Origin of the sequence: Rufibacter radiotolerans (assembly GCF_001078055.1) — a bacterium.
GTDB lineage: Bacteria > Bacteroidota > Bacteroidia > Cytophagales > Hymenobacteraceae > Nibribacter > Nibribacter radiotolerans.
Window position 1 is genome coordinate 4,599,365 of record NZ_CP010777.1, and the last position, 16,735, is coordinate 4,616,099.

General features: G+C 52.7%; 12 protein-coding genes. 11 read left to right on the forward strand and 1 reads right to left on the reverse strand.

The features are described from left to right. Nucleotides 1–141 precede the first annotated feature (141 nt). From TH63_RS18730 to TH63_RS18770, 9 genes are all read left to right on the forward strand, one after another. Nucleotides 142–1,467, forward strand: a complete 1,326-nt coding sequence (locus TH63_RS18730) for a M16 family metallopeptidase (RefSeq protein WP_048922301.1) — start codon at nucleotides 142–144, stop codon at nucleotides 1,465–1,467. Between the two features lie 32 nt (nucleotides 1,468–1,499). Then, the gene (locus TH63_RS18735) at nucleotides 1,500–3,581 is read left to right on the forward strand and encodes an insulinase family protein (protein ID WP_048922302.1); all 2,082 of its coding nucleotides are present in this window, start codon (nucleotides 1,500–1,502) and stop codon (nucleotides 3,579–3,581) included. 824 nt (nucleotides 3,582–4,405) lie between these two features. Next, nucleotides 4,406–5,656 (forward strand): efflux RND transporter periplasmic adaptor subunit, encoded by a 1,251-nt coding sequence (locus TH63_RS18740; RefSeq protein WP_076606544.1) that lies wholly within the window; start codon nucleotides 4,406–4,408, stop codon nucleotides 5,654–5,656. Nucleotides 5,657–5,659: 3 nt separating this feature from the next. Then, nucleotides 5,660–7,132 (forward strand): TolC family protein, encoded by a 1,473-nt coding sequence (locus tag TH63_RS18745; RefSeq protein ID WP_076606545.1) that lies wholly within the window; start codon nucleotides 5,660–5,662, stop codon nucleotides 7,130–7,132. A 228-nt stretch (nucleotides 7,133–7,360) separates the two neighbouring features. Continuing rightward, nucleotides 7,361–8,053 (forward strand): ABC transporter ATP-binding protein, encoded by a 693-nt coding sequence (locus TH63_RS18750; RefSeq protein WP_048922303.1) that lies wholly within the window; start codon nucleotides 7,361–7,363, stop codon nucleotides 8,051–8,053. 10 nt (nucleotides 8,054–8,063) lie between these two features. Further along, entirely contained in the window at nucleotides 8,064–9,305 is a 1,242-nt protein-coding gene (locus tag TH63_RS18755; RefSeq protein WP_048922304.1) for an ABC transporter permease, read from the forward strand. After that, nucleotides 9,302–10,483 carry an ABC transporter permease gene (locus TH63_RS18760; RefSeq protein ID WP_048922305.1) on the forward strand — a complete coding sequence of 394 codons (1,182 nt, stop codon included), beginning with the start codon at nucleotides 9,302–9,304 and terminating at the stop codon, nucleotides 10,481–10,483. Before TH63_RS18755 ends, TH63_RS18760 begins: the two co-directional genes overlap by 4 nt. A 127-nt stretch (nucleotides 10,484–10,610) precedes the next feature. Then, complete coding sequence (locus TH63_RS18765; protein WP_048922306.1) at nucleotides 10,611–11,993, forward strand: sigma-54-dependent transcriptional regulator; 1,383 nt, start codon at nucleotides 10,611–10,613, stop codon at nucleotides 11,991–11,993. Continuing rightward, nucleotides 11,977–13,284, forward strand: coding sequence for a sensor histidine kinase (locus tag TH63_RS18770; RefSeq protein ID WP_048922307.1), 1,308 nt, complete (start codon nucleotides 11,977–11,979; stop codon nucleotides 13,282–13,284). The genes TH63_RS18765 and TH63_RS18770 overlap by 17 nt, the downstream gene beginning before the upstream one ends. 131 nt (nucleotides 13,285–13,415) lie before the next feature. Here TH63_RS18770 and TH63_RS18775 read toward each other — a convergent pair whose 3' ends face one another. Beyond that, nucleotides 13,416–14,324 carry a DUF72 domain-containing protein gene (locus TH63_RS18775; RefSeq protein WP_048922308.1) on the reverse strand — a complete coding sequence of 303 codons (909 nt, stop codon included), beginning with the start codon at nucleotides 14,322–14,324 and terminating at the stop codon, nucleotides 13,416–13,418. Between the two features lie 421 nt (nucleotides 14,325–14,745). On the opposite strand from TH63_RS18775, the gene TH63_RS18780 reads away from it, so the two are divergent. Together TH63_RS18780 and TH63_RS18785 are read left to right on the forward strand one after the other, a co-directional pair. After that, nucleotides 14,746–15,570, forward strand: coding sequence for a septal ring lytic transglycosylase RlpA family protein (locus tag TH63_RS18780; protein ID WP_048922309.1), 825 nt, complete (start codon nucleotides 14,746–14,748; stop codon nucleotides 15,568–15,570). Between the two features lie 241 nt (nucleotides 15,571–15,811). Next, nucleotides 15,812–16,717: a toxin-antitoxin system YwqK family antitoxin gene (locus TH63_RS18785; RefSeq protein ID WP_053093847.1), complete on the forward strand. Its 906-nt coding sequence runs from the start codon at nucleotides 15,812–15,814 to the stop codon at nucleotides 16,715–16,717. Nucleotides 16,718–16,735: the final 18 nt, after the last annotated feature.

Genomic DNA, 16,735 nt, shown 5'->3' on the forward strand with positions numbered 1-16,735 from the left:
AAGATTGGAGGAATAGAGAGGCAATCTGGGCAAGGCAAAGGTTTTAGGAAAATTTGGCTTAATTTTAAGGACGTTTTTTGTCAAACCGCCTTAAAACGTCCGAACCGAGCAAACAACCCTTATTATTTTAACGCTTTCTGAATGAAACTTAGATTTTTGAGTACCCTGTTGCTGGGTGCCAGCCTAGCGGCCTCTGCGCAGAGCAACAAGATCGCCTTTACGGAATATGACCTGCCCAACGGTCTGCACGTGATTCTGCACCAGGACAAAACCACGCCCACCGTGGCCGTTACCATGATGTACCACGTGGGTTCCAAGAACGAGAACGCAGACCGCACAGGCTTTGCCCACTTCTTTGAGCACCTGATGTTTGAAGGCTCTGAGAACATAGAGCGCGGCAAGTACATTAACATGATCCAGAGCGCGGGCGGAGCCGTGAACGCCAATACCTCCTTTGACCGCACCTACTACTACCAGATTCTGCCCTCCAACCAACTGGCCCTGGGCCTCTGGATGGAAGCCGACCGCTTAAAATCTGCCAAGATTGACCAACAGGGTGTGGAGACGCAGCGACAGGTGGTGAAAGAAGAGAAAAAGCAGCGTATTGATAATCAGCCCTACGGCACCTTGCTGGAGAACACCTTCGCCACTGCGTATGACGTGTACCCCTACCGCTGGGTGCCTATTGGGTCTGCGCAGTACATAGACAAAGCCTCTCTAGCCGAGTTCAACCATTTCTACAAGACCTTCTACGTGCCCAATAACGCCACTTTAACCATTGCCGGCGACCTGGACGTGAACCAGACCAAGCAATGGGTGGAGCAGTATTTCGGGGGTATTCCTAAGGGTGCGTTGCCTATCCCACGCCCCAGCGTGGTGGAACCTAAGCAAATAGAAGAAGGCCGGAAAGTGGTGTTTGACAACATTCAGCTGCCAGCCGTAGTGCAGGCCTACCACATTCCGGCGCAGGGCACCGAAGATTCTTATGCTATCAGTATGCTCACTACCTTGTTGTCTGGTGGACAGAGCTCGCGCCTGAACAAAGCGTTGGTAGACAAGCAGCAGAAAGCGGTGACGGTTGCTTCTATTCCGTTGTCTTTGGAGGCCCCGGGGCTGTTTATCAACCTGGCCGTGGCCAACATGGGCGTAGACGTGCATGACCTGGAGCGCGCCATGGATGCCGAAATTGAGCGGGTAAAGAATGAGGCTATCTCAGATGCTGAGTTCCAGAAACTACGCAACAAGGTAGAGACCGACTACATCAACGGGCTTTCTACCCTGGAGGGCCGCACCGAGAAACTGGCCTCTTATCATGCCCTGTACGGCAACACCAACCTCATCAACACCGAGCTGGACAAGTTCCTGGCCGTGACCAAAGATGACCTGGCACGGGTGGCCAAGCAGTATTTAACCAAAGAAAACCGGGCCGTGTTGCATTACCTGCCCAAGGCTACCCAAGCCAGATAAGCCCCGGTTTTTTTCTCTTACTTCAAATTTCCATGAAAAAATATATATCTGTTTTCTTTCTGGCCCTCTCTACCTCTTTTAGTGGCGTAAGTGTGGCCCAAACCTCTAAGCAGACGCCGCCGGCCGCCGGTCTGGCCCCGGTGATAGAGGTAGGTAAAGTTGAGTCATTCACCCTGTCCAATGGCCTAAAGGTGTACGTGGTGGAGAACCATAACCTGCCTACCGTAGCCATGAACCTGGTGCTGGACCGCGCCCCGCTGCTGGAAGGCGACAAAGCCGGTCTCACCACCGCTGCCGGCTACCTGATGCGTAGCGGTACCGCCTCGCGCACCAATGACCAGCTGGACGAAGAGATTGACTTCATCGGTGCGTCCTTGAACACCTCCTCCACCGGTTTCTCGGCTTCGGGCCTGAAAAAGCATTTCCCTAAGCTGTTGGAGCTGAGCGCCGATGTGGTCCTGAACCCGAAGTTCAACCAGGAAGAGCTGGATAAGTTCAAGAAACAGATGGCCTCTAACCTGGCCTCGTCCAAAGAAGACCCGGCTACTATTGAGAACAACGTGCAACAGGCCTTGCTGTTCGGGAAGAACCATCCTTACGGCGAAGTGATCACCGAGAAAACGGTAGAGGCTATTTCGCTAGCCGATGTGCAGCAATACCACAACACGTACTTCAGACCGAACATTGGCTACCTGGCCATTGTGGGCGACGTGAACGTGAAAGACGCCAAGAAGCTGGTGAAGCAGTATTTTGGCAAATGGAAGAAAGCCGAGGTGAAGCAAACCGCCTTCGCGGCCCCGGCGCCTTTAGCGGGCAATAAAGTTTCTGTGGTAGACCGGCCGAACTCGGTGCAGTCCTCTATCTCGGTGGCCTACGCGGTAGACCTGAAGCCCGGTAGCCCAGACGCCATTGCCGCCAGTTTGATGAACAATATCCTGGGTGGTTCCTTCGCCCGCCTGGATGCCAACCTGCGAGAGAAGCACGCCTATACCTATGGCTCCAACTCCACGTTGACCAATGACCGCGTGGCAGGCCGTTTCAGGGCTTTTGCCAGCGTGCGCAACCCTGTTACGGACAGTGCCTTCGCGCAGATCATGTCAGAGATGAACCGCATGCGCCAGGAACCGGTGCCCAATGATGAACTGCAGAAAGTGAAGAATATGGTGACCGGCTCTTTCGCCAGATCCTTGGAGAACCCGCTTACGGTAGCCATGTTTGCCATTAACACTGCCCGCTACAACTTGCCCAAAGACTATTATGCCAACTACCTCAAGAATGTAGCCGCAGTAACCCCTGCGGATATCCAGCGGGTGGCGCAGCAATACCTGCAGCCAGATAAAGCGCACCTGATTGTGGTAGGGAACGCCCGCGAGGTAGCCGACAAGCTGAAGCCGTTTAACCCAAGCCAGCCAATTGCCTATTTCAATGCTTTTGGGGAGCAGACTGAAGCGCCCATGGCGTCTCTGCCGGCCGGAGCAACCGTGCAAAGCGTATTGGCGGCCTACATCAATGCCCTGGGCGGGAAAGCCAACGTGGAAAACGTGCGGGACCTTACCATTAAGCGTACCATGAACATGCCCGGCGCACAGCTGGCTATTGTGCAGCAGCAGAAAGGCGTAGACAAATCGCACATGACCATAAGTTTCGGGGAGAATGAGGTGAACCGCGTGGTGATTAACGGCAACAAAGGCACCATGGTCTCGCAAGGCCAGGTGAAAGAACTGCAGGGCGGCGAATTGCTGGACCAAAAGCTGGAAAGCTGGATGTTCAGTTTCCTGAAGTACGACCAACTGGGCGTGAAACTGGCCCTGAACCAGGTAGAGAAAGTAGATGGCCGCGAAGCCTACAAATTGGAACTTACCATGCCCAGTGGCAAGAAGTCTTTCCACTATTTTGACAAAGAGACCGGCCTGAAGGTGCGCGAGGTAGCCACCGAACAAACCAGCGTAGGCACCGCCTCCCAGACCATTGACCTGAAAAACTACCGCGAAGTAAACGGCATCAAATTCCCGCACCAGATTGACCTGCATGTGGGCAGCCAGGTAATTTCCTCCACCGTGACCAGCGTAGAGATCAACAAAAACTTGAAAGACGATATCTTCAAGCTGAAGTAAAAGATTTCAAACTGAAGTAAGCCTTTCTTACAAATAATCTCCGGTCCTGTTTTAAGCCTCTTTTCCCAAAAAGAGGCTTAAAACAGGACCGGTTTTTTTTGCGCCTGCTTAAAACTTACTTTGGACTTACCTTTTCCTCAAATTGTCATCCTGTAAATGGCGCCATCCAGACTTGTTTTGGGAGGCCTTTTAGGCAAGCTAAACTGGTAGTGCCTACATTGCTTGTTCTCTGCTTCAAGTTTTCACCTTGGAGCTTACCATTGCAGCAAGTTGCCGCTGTGCTCAAACTTGCGGGAGAGGGGTGTTTTCTCCTCTATCTTTCTTGCATTCCCCTTTCCTCCCTTTTGTCATCCTGAAAGGATCTTGTGGGCGAACTAGATAGGCATTGGCTATGCAATGTTCCACACTTATATCTTATCTCTTTCACTATTAGTTTCCATCTCTTTGACCGCTTTTACAGCTTGCCCACAAGGTCCTTTCAGGATGACAGAGAGAGAGAAGGACATTTCCTATACCTACGAACATAAAGAAGTGGATGGCTGACCTCTTCTTAAGAAGCATTTCTAACCTAGTTCTTAAGGAGTTTTAACGGTGAAAGTCTTTCCCTTTTGAGCCTGTTTTCTCAAAAACAGGCTCAAAAGGGAAAGCAGTAATTCTTTCTGAAAACTGACCCTTAAATGGCTCTGAAAACCTGCCCACATCTGGACTGAGTGTCCACTTCTGGACAGTTCTGGCGCCAAGAAAATCTTGTAACTAATTGAAATTCAAATTTTTGCGTGTTGGCACAGTGCTTGGGTAACAGATGCTACCAAACCTGTAAGAAAATGGATAGAGAATTACCCCAAACCGTTGTTCAACAAGCCAAGCGCCGGCGCTTGTGGCTCATAGCAGGAGTGGTGGCGGTGATGGTGCTGGGAGTAGTGGCGTTTCGGTTTATGTTGGAGACCCGCGTCTCTAAATCTGAGATAAGAATAGCCACCGTGGAAGTGGGCGCCGTAGAAGCCTCCTTGACCGCCACCGGTACCGTGGTCCCTGAAAACGAGGAAGTAATTACCAGCCCCATCCAGGCCAAGATAGAGCGCGTGCTGCATACGCCCGGTGACCAGGTAGCCTCCGGCGAATCCCTTTTGCAACTAGATAAACAACTGGCCCAAACGTCTTTTGAGAAACTCAGAGACGAGCAGCAACTCAAGCAAAATAAAACCGCACAGGTAGAGAACGACCTTCGCAAGAACGTCAACCAGCTCCGCTCCCGCTATGCCGTGCAGGAGGTGCGCGTGAAAAGCCTGCAGGCCGCCCTGGCAGACGAACAATATTTGCTTTCTATTGGCGGCGGCACCAAAGAGAACGTGAAGAAAGCCGAGCTGGATTTGAAAGTAGCCATCCTGGAGCTGAACCAATTGCAGCGCCAGATCAAAGATGAGCAGGAAGCCGCCCGCATAGGTATGAAAGATGTGGGCTTTGAACTGGAGATGAAACGCCGCGACATTGGCCAGCTGCAGCGCCAGCTGGACCAGGCAGACGTGAAAGCCACGCGCAAAGGCGTGGTGACCTGGGTAAACGAGGAAATTGGCGCTACCGTCAACGCCGGCGACCCACTGGCCCGCGTAGCCGACCTGAGCAGTTTCAAAATCAAAGCCACCATCTCAGATACTTACGCCGAGCAACTGAAAGTAGGCGGGCCCGTGACCGTGCGCATCAACAATACTGACCTGCGCGGCGAGATTGCCAACATTCAGCCCAAGGTAGAGAACGGCATCATTACGTTTTATGTGCGCCTGCAGGAGAAAAACCACCAGGCCTTGCGCTCCAACCTGCGGGTAGAGGTGTTTGTGCTCACAGACTTCAGGCCCAACGTGCTGCGCGTGAAAAACGGGCCTTTCTATACCGGTGCCAAAGAGCAAGCGGTGTTTGTGGTACAGGGTGACAAAGCCATCCGGCGTACGCTCAAGACCGGGGCCAGCAATTTTGACTTCGTGGAACTGCAGGGCGACATCTCCGCCGGCGAGCAGATCATTCTCTCCAGCACCAAGGAGTACGCGCATCTGGAGGAGCTTCACATCACCAATAACTAGGCTATGAAAAGGACTTTACTTTCTTCTCTCCTGGCCACGTTGGTGTTTCTCACCCATCTCGCCCACGCGCAACAGGGAAACGCCGGCCGTCTGTTAACCTTGCAGGAAACCATTGATTTGGCGCTTACCTCTTCCATTGCCGCCAAACAGACTGCCACCAACAAGACGAGCAGTTACTGGCAGTACCGTACGTTCAAAGCCAATTACCTGCCGCAGCTTTCGCTGGCGGGTACGGTGCCCAACATGTCCAGAAGCATTATTCCGGTGGTGCAGCCAGACGGAACCACGGATTTCAGGGCGGTATCCATCAGTAACTCGGAGTTGGCGTTATCGGTGTCACAGGCGGTGGGCGCCACAGGCGGGCAGTTCTTCATCACCTCGCAGAGCCAACGCTTCGACGACTTCAACCAGAACCAGCGCCGCTATAACACCTTCCCGGCCATTATTGGGTTCAGTCAGCCTGTTTTCGGCTACAATCAGCTGGCCTGGGCCAAAAAGATTGAACCTCTACGCTTTGAAGAAGCCGAGCGCCAATACCTGGAAGACCGTGAGAACCTGGCCACAACTGCCACGCAGCGCTTCTTTGAGGTACTCCTGCAACAGGTAAACCATGACATCGCGTCCAAAAACGTGGCCAACAACCAGGCCCTGTTCAAGGTAGCCGAAGAGAAATATCGCCTGGGCCGATTATCCAGAAACGAATTGCTTCAACTCAAACTGAGCCTCATGAACGCCCAACTGGCACAAGCCGAGGCCAGCACTGAATTGAAGACCGCTACCATGCAGTTTGCCGCCTACGTGGGCTTGCCGCAGGGCGAAAAAATAACGGTCTTAGCCCCAGAAGAAGCACCTGTCTTGTTAGTGGACGAGCAGGCCGCTCTGGACCAGGCAAAGCAAAACCGCAAAGAGCGTTTCCAGAACCAACGCAAAGTATTGCAGGCCCAAGAGGACGTGGCCGAGGCCCGGGGCAAGGGCGGGTTCAACGCCAATCTGTACGCTACCTTCGGGCTCACCAAAAGCGCCAATAACTTCACTGAGAGCTTTACCCAACCCGAAAATCAGCAGCAGGTGACCCTAGGTTTTAGTGTACCGCTGGTAGACTGGGGCCAACAGAAAGGCCGCGTGAAAACCGCGCAAGCCCAGTTGCAACTCACTCAGTACACCGTGGAGCAGGAACAGACCGCCTTTGAGCAGAGCGTTTTGACCCAGGTGAACCAGATAGAATTGCTGAAAGAACGCCTACGCATCACGGCGGCCGCCGATTCCATTGGGCAAGAGCGCTATGACATCACCAAGGCCACATTTCTGGTGGGCCGCATCAGCATCACAGACCTAAACATTGCCCTGCAGGAGAAAGACCAGGCCCGTCGCGCCTTTATCTCCGCGTTGCAGGATTTCTGGGTCGCCTATTACCGCCTTCGGGCCCTTACTTTATATGACTTTGAACGCGGCCAGCCGCTGCTGGCCAAAGAGTAATCATTTTGAGCCTCTTTTCCGGAAAACAGGCCCAAAAGGGAAAATGATAAGTACGCATTGTAAAAGTAGGGGCAATCTCTTGTGGTTGCCCTAACACGGGAGCCACCGCAAAGGGCAACCACAAGTGCCCCTACCTTGGGAACACCTTTACCAGCAAACATTAATCATTGCCCAACCAAGGGGACGAAGAATAAAATAGCACATTAAAAAACATTAGCACATTAGACTATGATCCAGTTATCTAACATTGAAAAAGTCTACCGCACCAAGACCATAGAGACGGTAGCCCTCAACTGCGTGAACCTTCACGTGGAACGCGGCGAGTTTGTGTCCATCATGGGCCCGTCGGGCTGCGGGAAATCCACGCTGCTCAACATCATGGGTTTGCTGGACGAGCCTTCTGCCGGGCAGGTGGTCATTGACGGCAAGCCCGTGAAAACCCATAGTGACAAACAGCTGGCCAAGCTTAGAAATGAGAAGATCGGGTTTGTGTTCCAGAGCTACCATCTCATCCATGACCTTTCGGTAGTGGACAACGTGGAGTTGCCTTTGCTGTACCGCCACCTGAGTGGCAGTGAGCGCCGCAAACGCGCCTTGGAGGCTTTGGAGAAAGTTGGTTTGAGCACCCGCACCCGTCACTTCCCCAGCCAGTTGTCGGGTGGACAGCGCCAGCGCGTGGCCATTGCCCGGGCCCTTGCCGGCAACCCAGAGATTATCCTGGCAGATGAGCCTACCGGTAACCTGGACAGCGTGATGGGCGAGGAGATCATGGACATTCTGCTTAGACTCAATAAAGAAGAGGGCACCACTATTGTGATGGTGACCCATGATGAGAACATGGCCCACAAGACCAGCCGCCTCATCAGGTTCTTTGACGGCCAGCAGGTGGCAGATTCATTGGTGTTAGAAGCCCAGATTTAAGACCACGGCCATGTTAAAGAACTACATAAAAATTGCTTGGAAGGTCTTGCAACGGCGCAAGTTCTTCACCTTCATCAGCCTCTTCGGGATCAGTTTTACCTTGATGGTTTTGATGGTGGTTACCTCGCTGTTTGACCATGCCTTTGGCCCACAGATGCCAGAACGCGACACAGACCGGTTGCTATTTGTGAACATGATGCGCGAACAAGGAGAACAAGGCTACAATACCAGCGGTCCGCCCAGTTATTATTTCCTGGACCATTATGTGAAAAAGCTGCAGACCCCGGAGAAAGTCTCCATTAGCTCAGTATTCACCATGGTCAACAGCTACGTGAACGACAAGAAGCTGGCCCTGGACCTCAAGCACACAGACCAGGCGTTCTGGGAGGTGCTGGACTTTGAGTTTCTGGAGGGCCGCGCCTTTAACCAGCAGGAAGTAGCCAACGCCAGCCACGTGGCGGTCATCAACCAGAATACCCGCAAACAGTACTTTGGCGATGCCGCGGCCATTGGCCAGGACATTGTGGTGAACCAGGTCACTTATAAAGTAGTGGGCGTAGTGAAAGACGTGCCGGTGCTCAGGCTCAACTCTTACGCAGACGTTTGGGTGCCTATCACGCTGCGGCAGAATGAGTTCAAGAACGACGGCCTGCGCGGCACGTTCATGGGCATTATTCAGGCGAAGAAACCCGGTGACATGGCAAAAATCAAGGAAGAATACGCCCACATGATGAGCCAGGTAGAGATCAAGAACCCCAAGGACGTGTCTCAGCTGTTTTCTTTCCCAGACACTATTCTAGAGTTCTTCGCCCGTAGTGCCCTGGGCAAAGGCCAGGATTCCAAGCTTGGCCTGTTCTACACGCTTCTGGCGCTGGCGGCCTTTCTATTCATGCTGTTGCCTACCATTAACCTGGTCAACATCAACATCAGTCGCATCATGGAGCGGTCCTCAGAGATCGGGGTTAGAAAAGCCTTCGGGGCCTCTTCCAAGGTCATCATCGGGCAGTTTGTGGTGGAGAACGTGTTTCTGACCTTGATTGGCGGATTGCTGGGGCTGGTGCTTTCTTTAGGCGTCATGCACCTTATCAACAACAGCGGCATCATTGTCTATGCAGACCTGGGGTTGAACATACGCGTGTTTGCCTGGGGCATTCTGCTATGCCTTGTATTCGGGCTGATTTCAGGGGTTTACCCTGCTTATAAAATGTCACGCTTAAACGCCGTAGAGGCACTGAGAGGAGGTTCAAAATGATACGCCATTTGTTTAAACTGATCTGGAACCGGAAGAAGAGTAACTTCCTGCTGATCTCTGAGATTTTCTTTTCCTTTCTGGTGCTTTTTGGGGTCCTCAGCTTTGGGCTCTACAATTACCACAACTACCAAAAGCCGCTGGGCTTTTCCCATGACAACGTCTGGCTTCTCTCCCTGGAGACCCGGTCAGACTCGGCGGTCCAGAACGCGCAGATCCAGGAGCAGGTCATGCAGCGGGTGCGCAGTTTCCCCGAGGTGGAACATGCCGCCTTTTCCAGCAGCAATGCGCCTTTCTCTTTCTCTTCTATGAACAACAGGCTCGCCTACGGCAACGTCAAAGACTATGACGCCAACCAATATGACGTAGAAGATGCCTACAAAGACGTTATGGGTTTGAAGGTGGTACAGGGCCGCTGGTTCGGGCCGCAGGATGGGACTACGTTGCATAGGCCCATTGTCATTAACCGTATGGTTCAAAAAGAGCTGTTTCATGGGGAAGACCCTATTGGGAAGGTTATTCCCATGAATGATTCCCTCCAGTACCAGGTGATAGGCGTAACCGACTACTTTAGGGCCTCCAGTGAGTACAGCGCCGAAGAAGGGGCGTTTTTCACCCGCATTGACCGCCAGAAAAACAGTAAGTGGCTCTGGAACAGCCTGCTTATCAAGGTAAAGCCGGGCACCGGCGTGGCCTTTGAAGAGAAGATGATGCGTGAGCTGGGTCAGATTGCCAAAGGCTGGACCATGGACGTAGCCACCCTGGAGAAGATGCGGCAAAACAAAGCTAAGATGACCTTGGTGCCTTTGATTGCGCTGACGGTGGTGTGCGGGTTCCTGGTGTTCAACGTAGCGTTGGGTCTGTTTGGCGTGCTGTGGTACAATATTAACAAGCGCACAGGAGAAATTGGCCTGCGCCGCGCCATGGGGGCCACCACCCGCCAGATCAGGGCTCAGTTTGTGGGCGAAGTGGTGGTGCTTGCTTTCTTTGGGGTGGTGCTGGGGCTGTTATTAGCTGTACAGTTCCCGTTGCTGCAGGTATTCCAGCTTTCTTCTGAGATTTACTGGCAGGGAATGGCCCTGGCCGCGGTCTTTATTTTCCTGCTCACTACCCTTTGCGCCCTTTACCCCAGCCGGCAGGCCTCTGGTATACAGCCGGCTGTGGCCTTGCATGAAGAGTAAGCTTCCGGTCTCTCTTTCATTGAGAGGAGTATCTTGTTTAATGCGTTTTTGGCCCGTTTTTCAGAAAACGGGCCAAAAACGCTATCTTCAACCTGTCTAGTAGCAACAGTGTTTTCTTACCGGTACCATGATCCTTATCATTGACGATGACGTAGCCGTACGGGCCTCTTTAAGTCTGCTCTTAAAGCAGGCGGGCTTTGCCACGGTACAGGCCGCCAACCAACCCGACGCGCTACAGGCCGCCGCCAAGCACAGGCCCCAATTGGTGCTGCTGGACATGAACTTCTCCATGGAAACCACCGGCGAAGACGGCCTGCAGCTTCTGCAACAATTAAAGCAGCTCTACCCCATCATGCCCGTGATCCTCATTACCGGTTGGGGTTCCATTAATTTGGCGGTAGAAGGCATTAAAGCCGGCGCCGCTGATTTCATCACCAAACCCTGGAACAACGACTACCTGCTGCAGGCCATCAACACGGCGATAGACCTGGCATTGCCCGCGCGCGAAGCCGCCACTGACAAACTCACCCGCAAAAAACTGGACGAGCTCTATGACTTCTCCATGATCGTGGGCGAAGACGCAGGCTTACTGCAGGTGCTCCGGAACGTAGGGCAGATCAGCGCCACCGACGCCTCTATCTTAATTGAGGGCGAAAGCGGCACGGGCAAGGAACTCATCGCCGAGGCTATCCATAAGAACAGCCACCGCAGCCGGGCACCTTTTGTAAAGGTGAACCTGGGCGGCATTTCGGCTAGCTTGTTTGAGAGCGAGATGTTCGGGCACCGCCGCGGCGCCTTCACAGACGCCAAAGCCGACCGCGTGGGCCGTTTTGAAATGGCCAACAAAGGCACCATTTTCCTGGATGAGATTGGCGAATTGGACCTTGCCAGCCAGGTGAAACTGCTGCGCGTACTCCAGGACCGCACTTATGAGGTTCTCGGCGATAGCCGATCGCGCAACCTGGACATACGCGTCATCTGCGCCACCAACCGCGACCTGCGCGAGATGGTCTTGGAAGGCAAGTTCCGGGAAGACCTTTATTATAGAATCAACCTGATCACCGTGCGTCTGCCGGCGCTGCGCGAACGGCCCCAGGATATTCCGCTATTGGTGCAGCACTTTGTTAACAACCTCAAAAGAACCTACCACAAGCAGGAACTGCAGGTAAGTGCCAAGGCCCTAACCTGGCTGAAGGAACAGCCGTTGCCCGGCAACATACGCGAACTCAAAAACCTGGTGGAACGCACCGTGCTAGTGTCGGGTAAGAGCCTGCTGGGCGCCGAGGAGTTCCAGAACCAATTGCAGGGTGGCCTTCGCAAGCAGGAAGATAAAGCACTTCCGTCTGTAGGCGCTATGACTTTAGATGAATTGGAGGCCAGCATGATCAAGAAATCCATGGCCTATTACGGCAACAACGTAAGCAAAGTGGCGAAGGCCCTGGGTGTGAGCCGCGGCTCTCTGTACCGACGCCTGGAGAAGTTCAACATCCCGTATGACGCTGCGGAGTAAGTTTATTGTCACCGCTGCGGTGCTCTACCTGACCATGGGCGTGCTGGCCTGGCAACTGCTGGCCTATAACCAAGTGCTCTTTGTCGCCGCCGAGGTCTTGATTGTCATCAGTCTGGTGCTTACAGTGCAGCTCTACACTTCTTTTGTGCGCCCTCTCAACCTTATCGCCGCCGGCGTGGAATCCATCCGGGACCGGGATTTCTCCATCAAGTTCATGGAGACGGGCCAGAAAGAGGTAGACCAATTGATCTCGGTCTATAATCAGATGATAGATGAGCTGCGGCAACAGCGCGTGACCCAAACTGAGAAGCATTTCCTGCTAGAACGGCTTATTGAAGCCTCACCGTCGGGCATTATCTTATTGGATACCTATGACCGCGTGGCCGGCCTGAACCCGGCGGCGGCGCAGCTGTTGCAAACCTCGGGCAAAGACGTGGTAGGCAAACCGCTGGGCGAGCTGCCGGGCCACTGGGGTAACTCGCTGGAGAAACTGCCTAAAGACGAGCAGCGCGTGATCAGGCCCAACGGCATTCAGACGTACCGCTGCCGCAAGATCAGGTTCCTGGACCGGGGCTACCACCGCTACTTTATCTTGGTGGAGGAGCTGACCCAGGAACTGCTGGAGAAAGAGCGGAACGCCTATGAGAAGCTCATTAGAATGATGTCGCATGAGATCAACAACTCCATTGGCGCCGTCAACTCCATCCTGCATTCCTTCTCCTACTTCTCGCCGCAACTGGACGCAGACACCAAGCTAGATTTTGACGAGGCCCTGCAGGTCTGCATTACGCGTAACCAGAACCTGGCCGGTTTCATGGCCAACTTCGCCAATGTGGTGCGCATTCCGGTGCCCGTTAAGCAGCCTGTGAACCTGCATGAGCTATTGCATAGCATTCATAGACTCATGGGGCCAAGCTTTGAGCAGAAACAGGTGGCCTGGCAATGGGAGTTAGACCAGGAAGCCCCGCAAGTGGCGGTAGATGTGCAACAGATGGAGCAGGTGCTTATCAATGTTATCAAAAACGCCCTGGAGGCAACAGACACTGGTGGATGGGTGAAGGTAAAGACCAGCGCCTCGCCGCCAACACTTCTTATTCAGGACAATGGGCAGGCCATTACCCCCAAGGTTCAGGAAAAGCTTTTCTCGCCTTTCTTCAGTACCAAGGCCAACGGTCAGGGCATCGGGCTTACCATGGTGCGGGAAATCCTTTTACAGCACGGGTTCAGGTTCTCACTGCAGACAAAAGAGGACGGTTTCACCACGTTTGCCATAGAACTGGCCGAAGCCTGATTTTTTAGAAGCAGGTGTACTTTATTCCTTTTTTGTAAAAAAAGCCGTTTTAGGCCCGTTTTTCTAAAAACGGGCCTAAAACGGCTTTTAATTTTTTAGGTTGAGGTATTGCTAGGGTGAGGTTCTGAAAGCTAAAACAGGCTGCCCTGTACAAACTGTACTACTTTCTGAGGGCGTGGCAGGGAGAGGCAGGTGCGTTTTTCCAGTTGGTCCATTAGGTAAGCCAGGGCAGGCGGGGCGTCCAGTACCTCTGGCTGGTGCATGAAGAAATAGAGTCTGTGCAAGCCTTCCTCCAGCCATTGGTGGATTCTTTCGGCCCAGGCGTCCAGGCGGGTGTAGTCAGAGGGAACCAGACCATACCCGTTAAACCGGATCATGGCGACGGGTGTGGTCAGGCGCATGTGGAGTACATCTCGGCGGCCAGCCACATCTGTCATAATAGTAGTGATGCTGCGTTCTTCCAGAGTCTGGAAAGCCTGTTGGGTAACCGGCGATTCCTTAAACCAGTCTTCATGCCTGAATTCCACGGCCAGGGGCACCTCCTTAGGGAACTGTTCCAGGAACTGATCCAACGTAGGCCAGTCTTCGGGCCCGAAGAACGGGGGCAGTTGCAGAAACGCCATGCCCAGACGGTCCTCCAGGCCTAAAATGGCGTCGCAGAACAATTTGGTGGGTTCACCCACGTGGCGTAGGAGTTGATCATGGCTAATCACCTGCGGCAACTTGGGACAGAACACAAACCCGGTAGGTACCGCCTGCCGCCACCGGTTAATGGAGGTGGCGTCCGGAATGCGGTAGTGGGTGGTGTTCATCTCCAGGGTATTGAACTGGCGGCCATACCAATAGAGCAGCTGCGCATCCTGGGCGCCGTCTGGGTAATAGGTGCCCAGCCAGGATTTGTTCGTCCAGGTGGGGCAGCCCAGGTACAAAGAGGGCTTGGTAGGGCGCTGGGCCCGGGCTAGTACCTGGTGGGTGGCAGGGTGGTCTTCCGGAAGGGTGAAGTCTACCTGGCTTATGTTGGAGAGACGGCCGAAATCCATAGGTTTAAATATTTGTTTTTGGCTATATATATGCTAAATTGGTAAGCAATTGGAGCGGAATTTAAGCCGAACGCTAAGTTTTTAAGAAAAAAAATATTTTTTATTCTCGCATTCTATTTTTCTAAGGATACGAGGCCCAAATATAAAAGTCATAGAAGTACAATCTGCGAGGAAAAAATTATGTCAGCTTCCTTAAAACGCAGAAAATGAGCCGGGTAAAAAAGTGATAAATTGGCATACTACGTTTTATGAAATAAATCATATTGAAAAGAAAATTAATTGCACTTTGTAATAAAATAATTGGAAGTATTTGATTTAATGTTTAGGTTTACCCGTCTTGCTTTCTTGCGCTAGCTTGACATGGAAAAAATAAGTCCTAATTTTGGGGCTTGAAATTGATGTTCCACCAACAAAACCTACAATGGGGATACAGAAAATTTACTATGCGCTTACCGTTCTTTTCATATTTTTCTTCAGCTTTGCGCCCACAGCATTTGGGCAAGAGGTAGGCGATACGCAAAAGGGTTTAGCATCATGGTATGGATCTAAATATCACGGTAAACGGACCAGCAGTGGCCAGGTTTATAACCGCCACAAACTCACCGCAGCCCACAACGGCCTTCCGTTAGGCTCTACCGTGAAAGTAACCAACACCGCTAACGGCGAAAGCGTAGTGGTTTACATCAATGACCGTGGTCCTTTCAGAGGTGCCCGTATCATTGATCTCTCAGAGGCAGCCGCCCGCAAGATTGACTATCACAAAGAAGGCCTGGCCAAAGTGACCGTTGAGGTTCTTGAACTGCCAGAAGAATTCCTGGCAAGCCGCGCCAAATCCCAGAAACCAGTTATGGAGCCCGAAGTGAAAGAGGAAGTGATTGCCTCTGCCGCTAAAACTGTGGCCACGCCATTTTCTTCTACACCTGCTGTTGCCCCTGCTGAGGGACCTGTCATGAAACCAGTGGTGGTACCTGCGGTGACGCCGCAACCCATGTACGTGGTACAAGCCGGCGCCTATAGCAGCGTAAGCAACGCAGAGGCCCAGGTGGAGAAACTACGCCGCATGTACCAGAAAATGCCCATTGCCTTAGTGGAAGAAACCGTGAACGGCAAGAAGGTGCACCGTATTCTGGCTGGCAAGTTTGTCTCCAAGACCATTGCAGAACAGGCCCGTAAAGATTTAGGCAAGAGAGGATTCAACGGGTTAGTGCGGCAAGTGGCAGAACCTACCGCCATAGCTACGCTCTAAAGACTCTGTTGTATTCGCGTACGCTTACGCCAGGCCTGCTCACATAGGCTTGGTTTTCACGGTTTGGCGTTGTTTTGAGAAAAGTAGGCCCAAAACGTGAATTCTGAATTTTATTCTCCCCAATTTGTTCTTCTCTTTATTGGTGCTGTCACCAGAGCCTGGATTTGCCGTAAGAACTACGCGCATACCAATTCAGGAAAAGGGGGCGTTATAATGAAAATTCAGATAGTGAAGGTCTACCATGGGTAACAGAAGAACGTGGGCAAAAGTGATCATGCTGAGCCTCTGCGTGGTTTGGACAATAAACCAGCAGGCGCAGGCGCAGATCATAGGCAAAGAGAAGAAGAGCAAACTGTTCTTCTGGCAGAAGTCTAAAACGCCTTTGGTGCTGGAACCGGTAGATTCTGCTGTGTTGAATGATTCCCTGGCCAAGCCTTCTTTGGCCACCGCCGCCCCAGACAGCGTGGCGGAGAAGGACAAGAAAAAAGAGCCTAAAAAGAAGAAGACCTACTTTGGCTACCGCGTGAAACGGGGCTTTGCCCGGCAGGGCAAAGGCAAGAACCAGATAGTGGAGACCTTCTATTACCTGCGCGACTACAAAGAACCCAACCCCTACGTGCGCGACAAGCATTTCTATGATGTGAAGAAGCGCCGCATCTTCAGGGCACCCACCCTGGACCCTTCCAAAACCAAGATGCTGATCCTGCACGGGCCGTACACCAAAAAGCGCGGTGACGTGTTGATTGAGCAGGGGTATTTCTACGTGGGGGCCAAGCACCTGCGTTGGGAAACCTTCAGGCCAGACAGTACCCTGGTGCAAAAGCAGCATTATGAGAAAGGGTTCCTGCGTGACGCCGTCATTACCTACTATGATGCCGCCAAAACCAAGATCAAGGAAGTGATTCCGTACCAGTACGGCCAGGTGCAGGGCGAGTACTACAAATTCTATGAGAACGGCCAGCTGGAGTGGCAGGGCAGCTATGACAAAGGCCGTAAGGTAGGTACCTGGATCAACTTCTATGATTTCAGGGGGCGCCGCCAGTTTGAGTTCCAATACGCTGAGTCTGCCTTTGACCCGCCCATTGAACCGGTGCTGGTGAAGCAGTACGACCGCCACGGGGCGTTGGTGTTCGAGAAGAAAGAGTAGTAAACCATTTAATAGGAT

Bases quoted from the DNA above. Each gene is read 5' to 3' on its own strand.
- TH63_RS18730 (WP_048922301.1), top strand. From the start codon at position 142: ATGAAACTTAGATTTTTGAGTACCCTGTTGCTGGGTGCCAGCCTAGCG.
- TH63_RS18735 (WP_048922302.1), top strand. From the start codon at position 1,500: ATGAAAAAATATATATCTGTTTTCTTTCTGGCCCTCTCTACCTCTTTT.
- TH63_RS18740 (WP_076606544.1), top strand. From the start codon at position 4,406: ATGGATAGAGAATTACCCCAAACCGTTGTTCAACAAGCCAAGCGCCGG.
- TH63_RS18745 (WP_076606545.1), top strand. From the start codon at position 5,660: ATGAAAAGGACTTTACTTTCTTCTCTCCTGGCCACGTTGGTGTTTCTC.
- TH63_RS18750 (WP_048922303.1), top strand. From the start codon at position 7,361: ATGATCCAGTTATCTAACATTGAAAAAGTCTACCGCACCAAGACCATA.
- TH63_RS18755 (WP_048922304.1), top strand. From the start codon at position 8,064: ATGTTAAAGAACTACATAAAAATTGCTTGGAAGGTCTTGCAACGGCGC.
- TH63_RS18760 (WP_048922305.1), top strand. From the start codon at position 9,302: ATGATACGCCATTTGTTTAAACTGATCTGGAACCGGAAGAAGAGTAAC.
- TH63_RS18765 (WP_048922306.1), top strand. From the start codon at position 10,611: ATGATCCTTATCATTGACGATGACGTAGCCGTACGGGCCTCTTTAAGT.
- TH63_RS18770 (WP_048922307.1), top strand. From the start codon at position 11,977: ATGACGCTGCGGAGTAAGTTTATTGTCACCGCTGCGGTGCTCTACCTG.
- TH63_RS18775 (WP_048922308.1), bottom strand. From the start codon at position 14,324: ATGGATTTCGGCCGTCTCTCCAACATAAGCCAGGTAGACTTCACCCTT.
- TH63_RS18780 (WP_048922309.1), top strand. From the start codon at position 14,746: ATGGGGATACAGAAAATTTACTATGCGCTTACCGTTCTTTTCATATTT.
- TH63_RS18785 (WP_053093847.1), top strand. From the start codon at position 15,812: ATGGGTAACAGAAGAACGTGGGCAAAAGTGATCATGCTGAGCCTCTGC.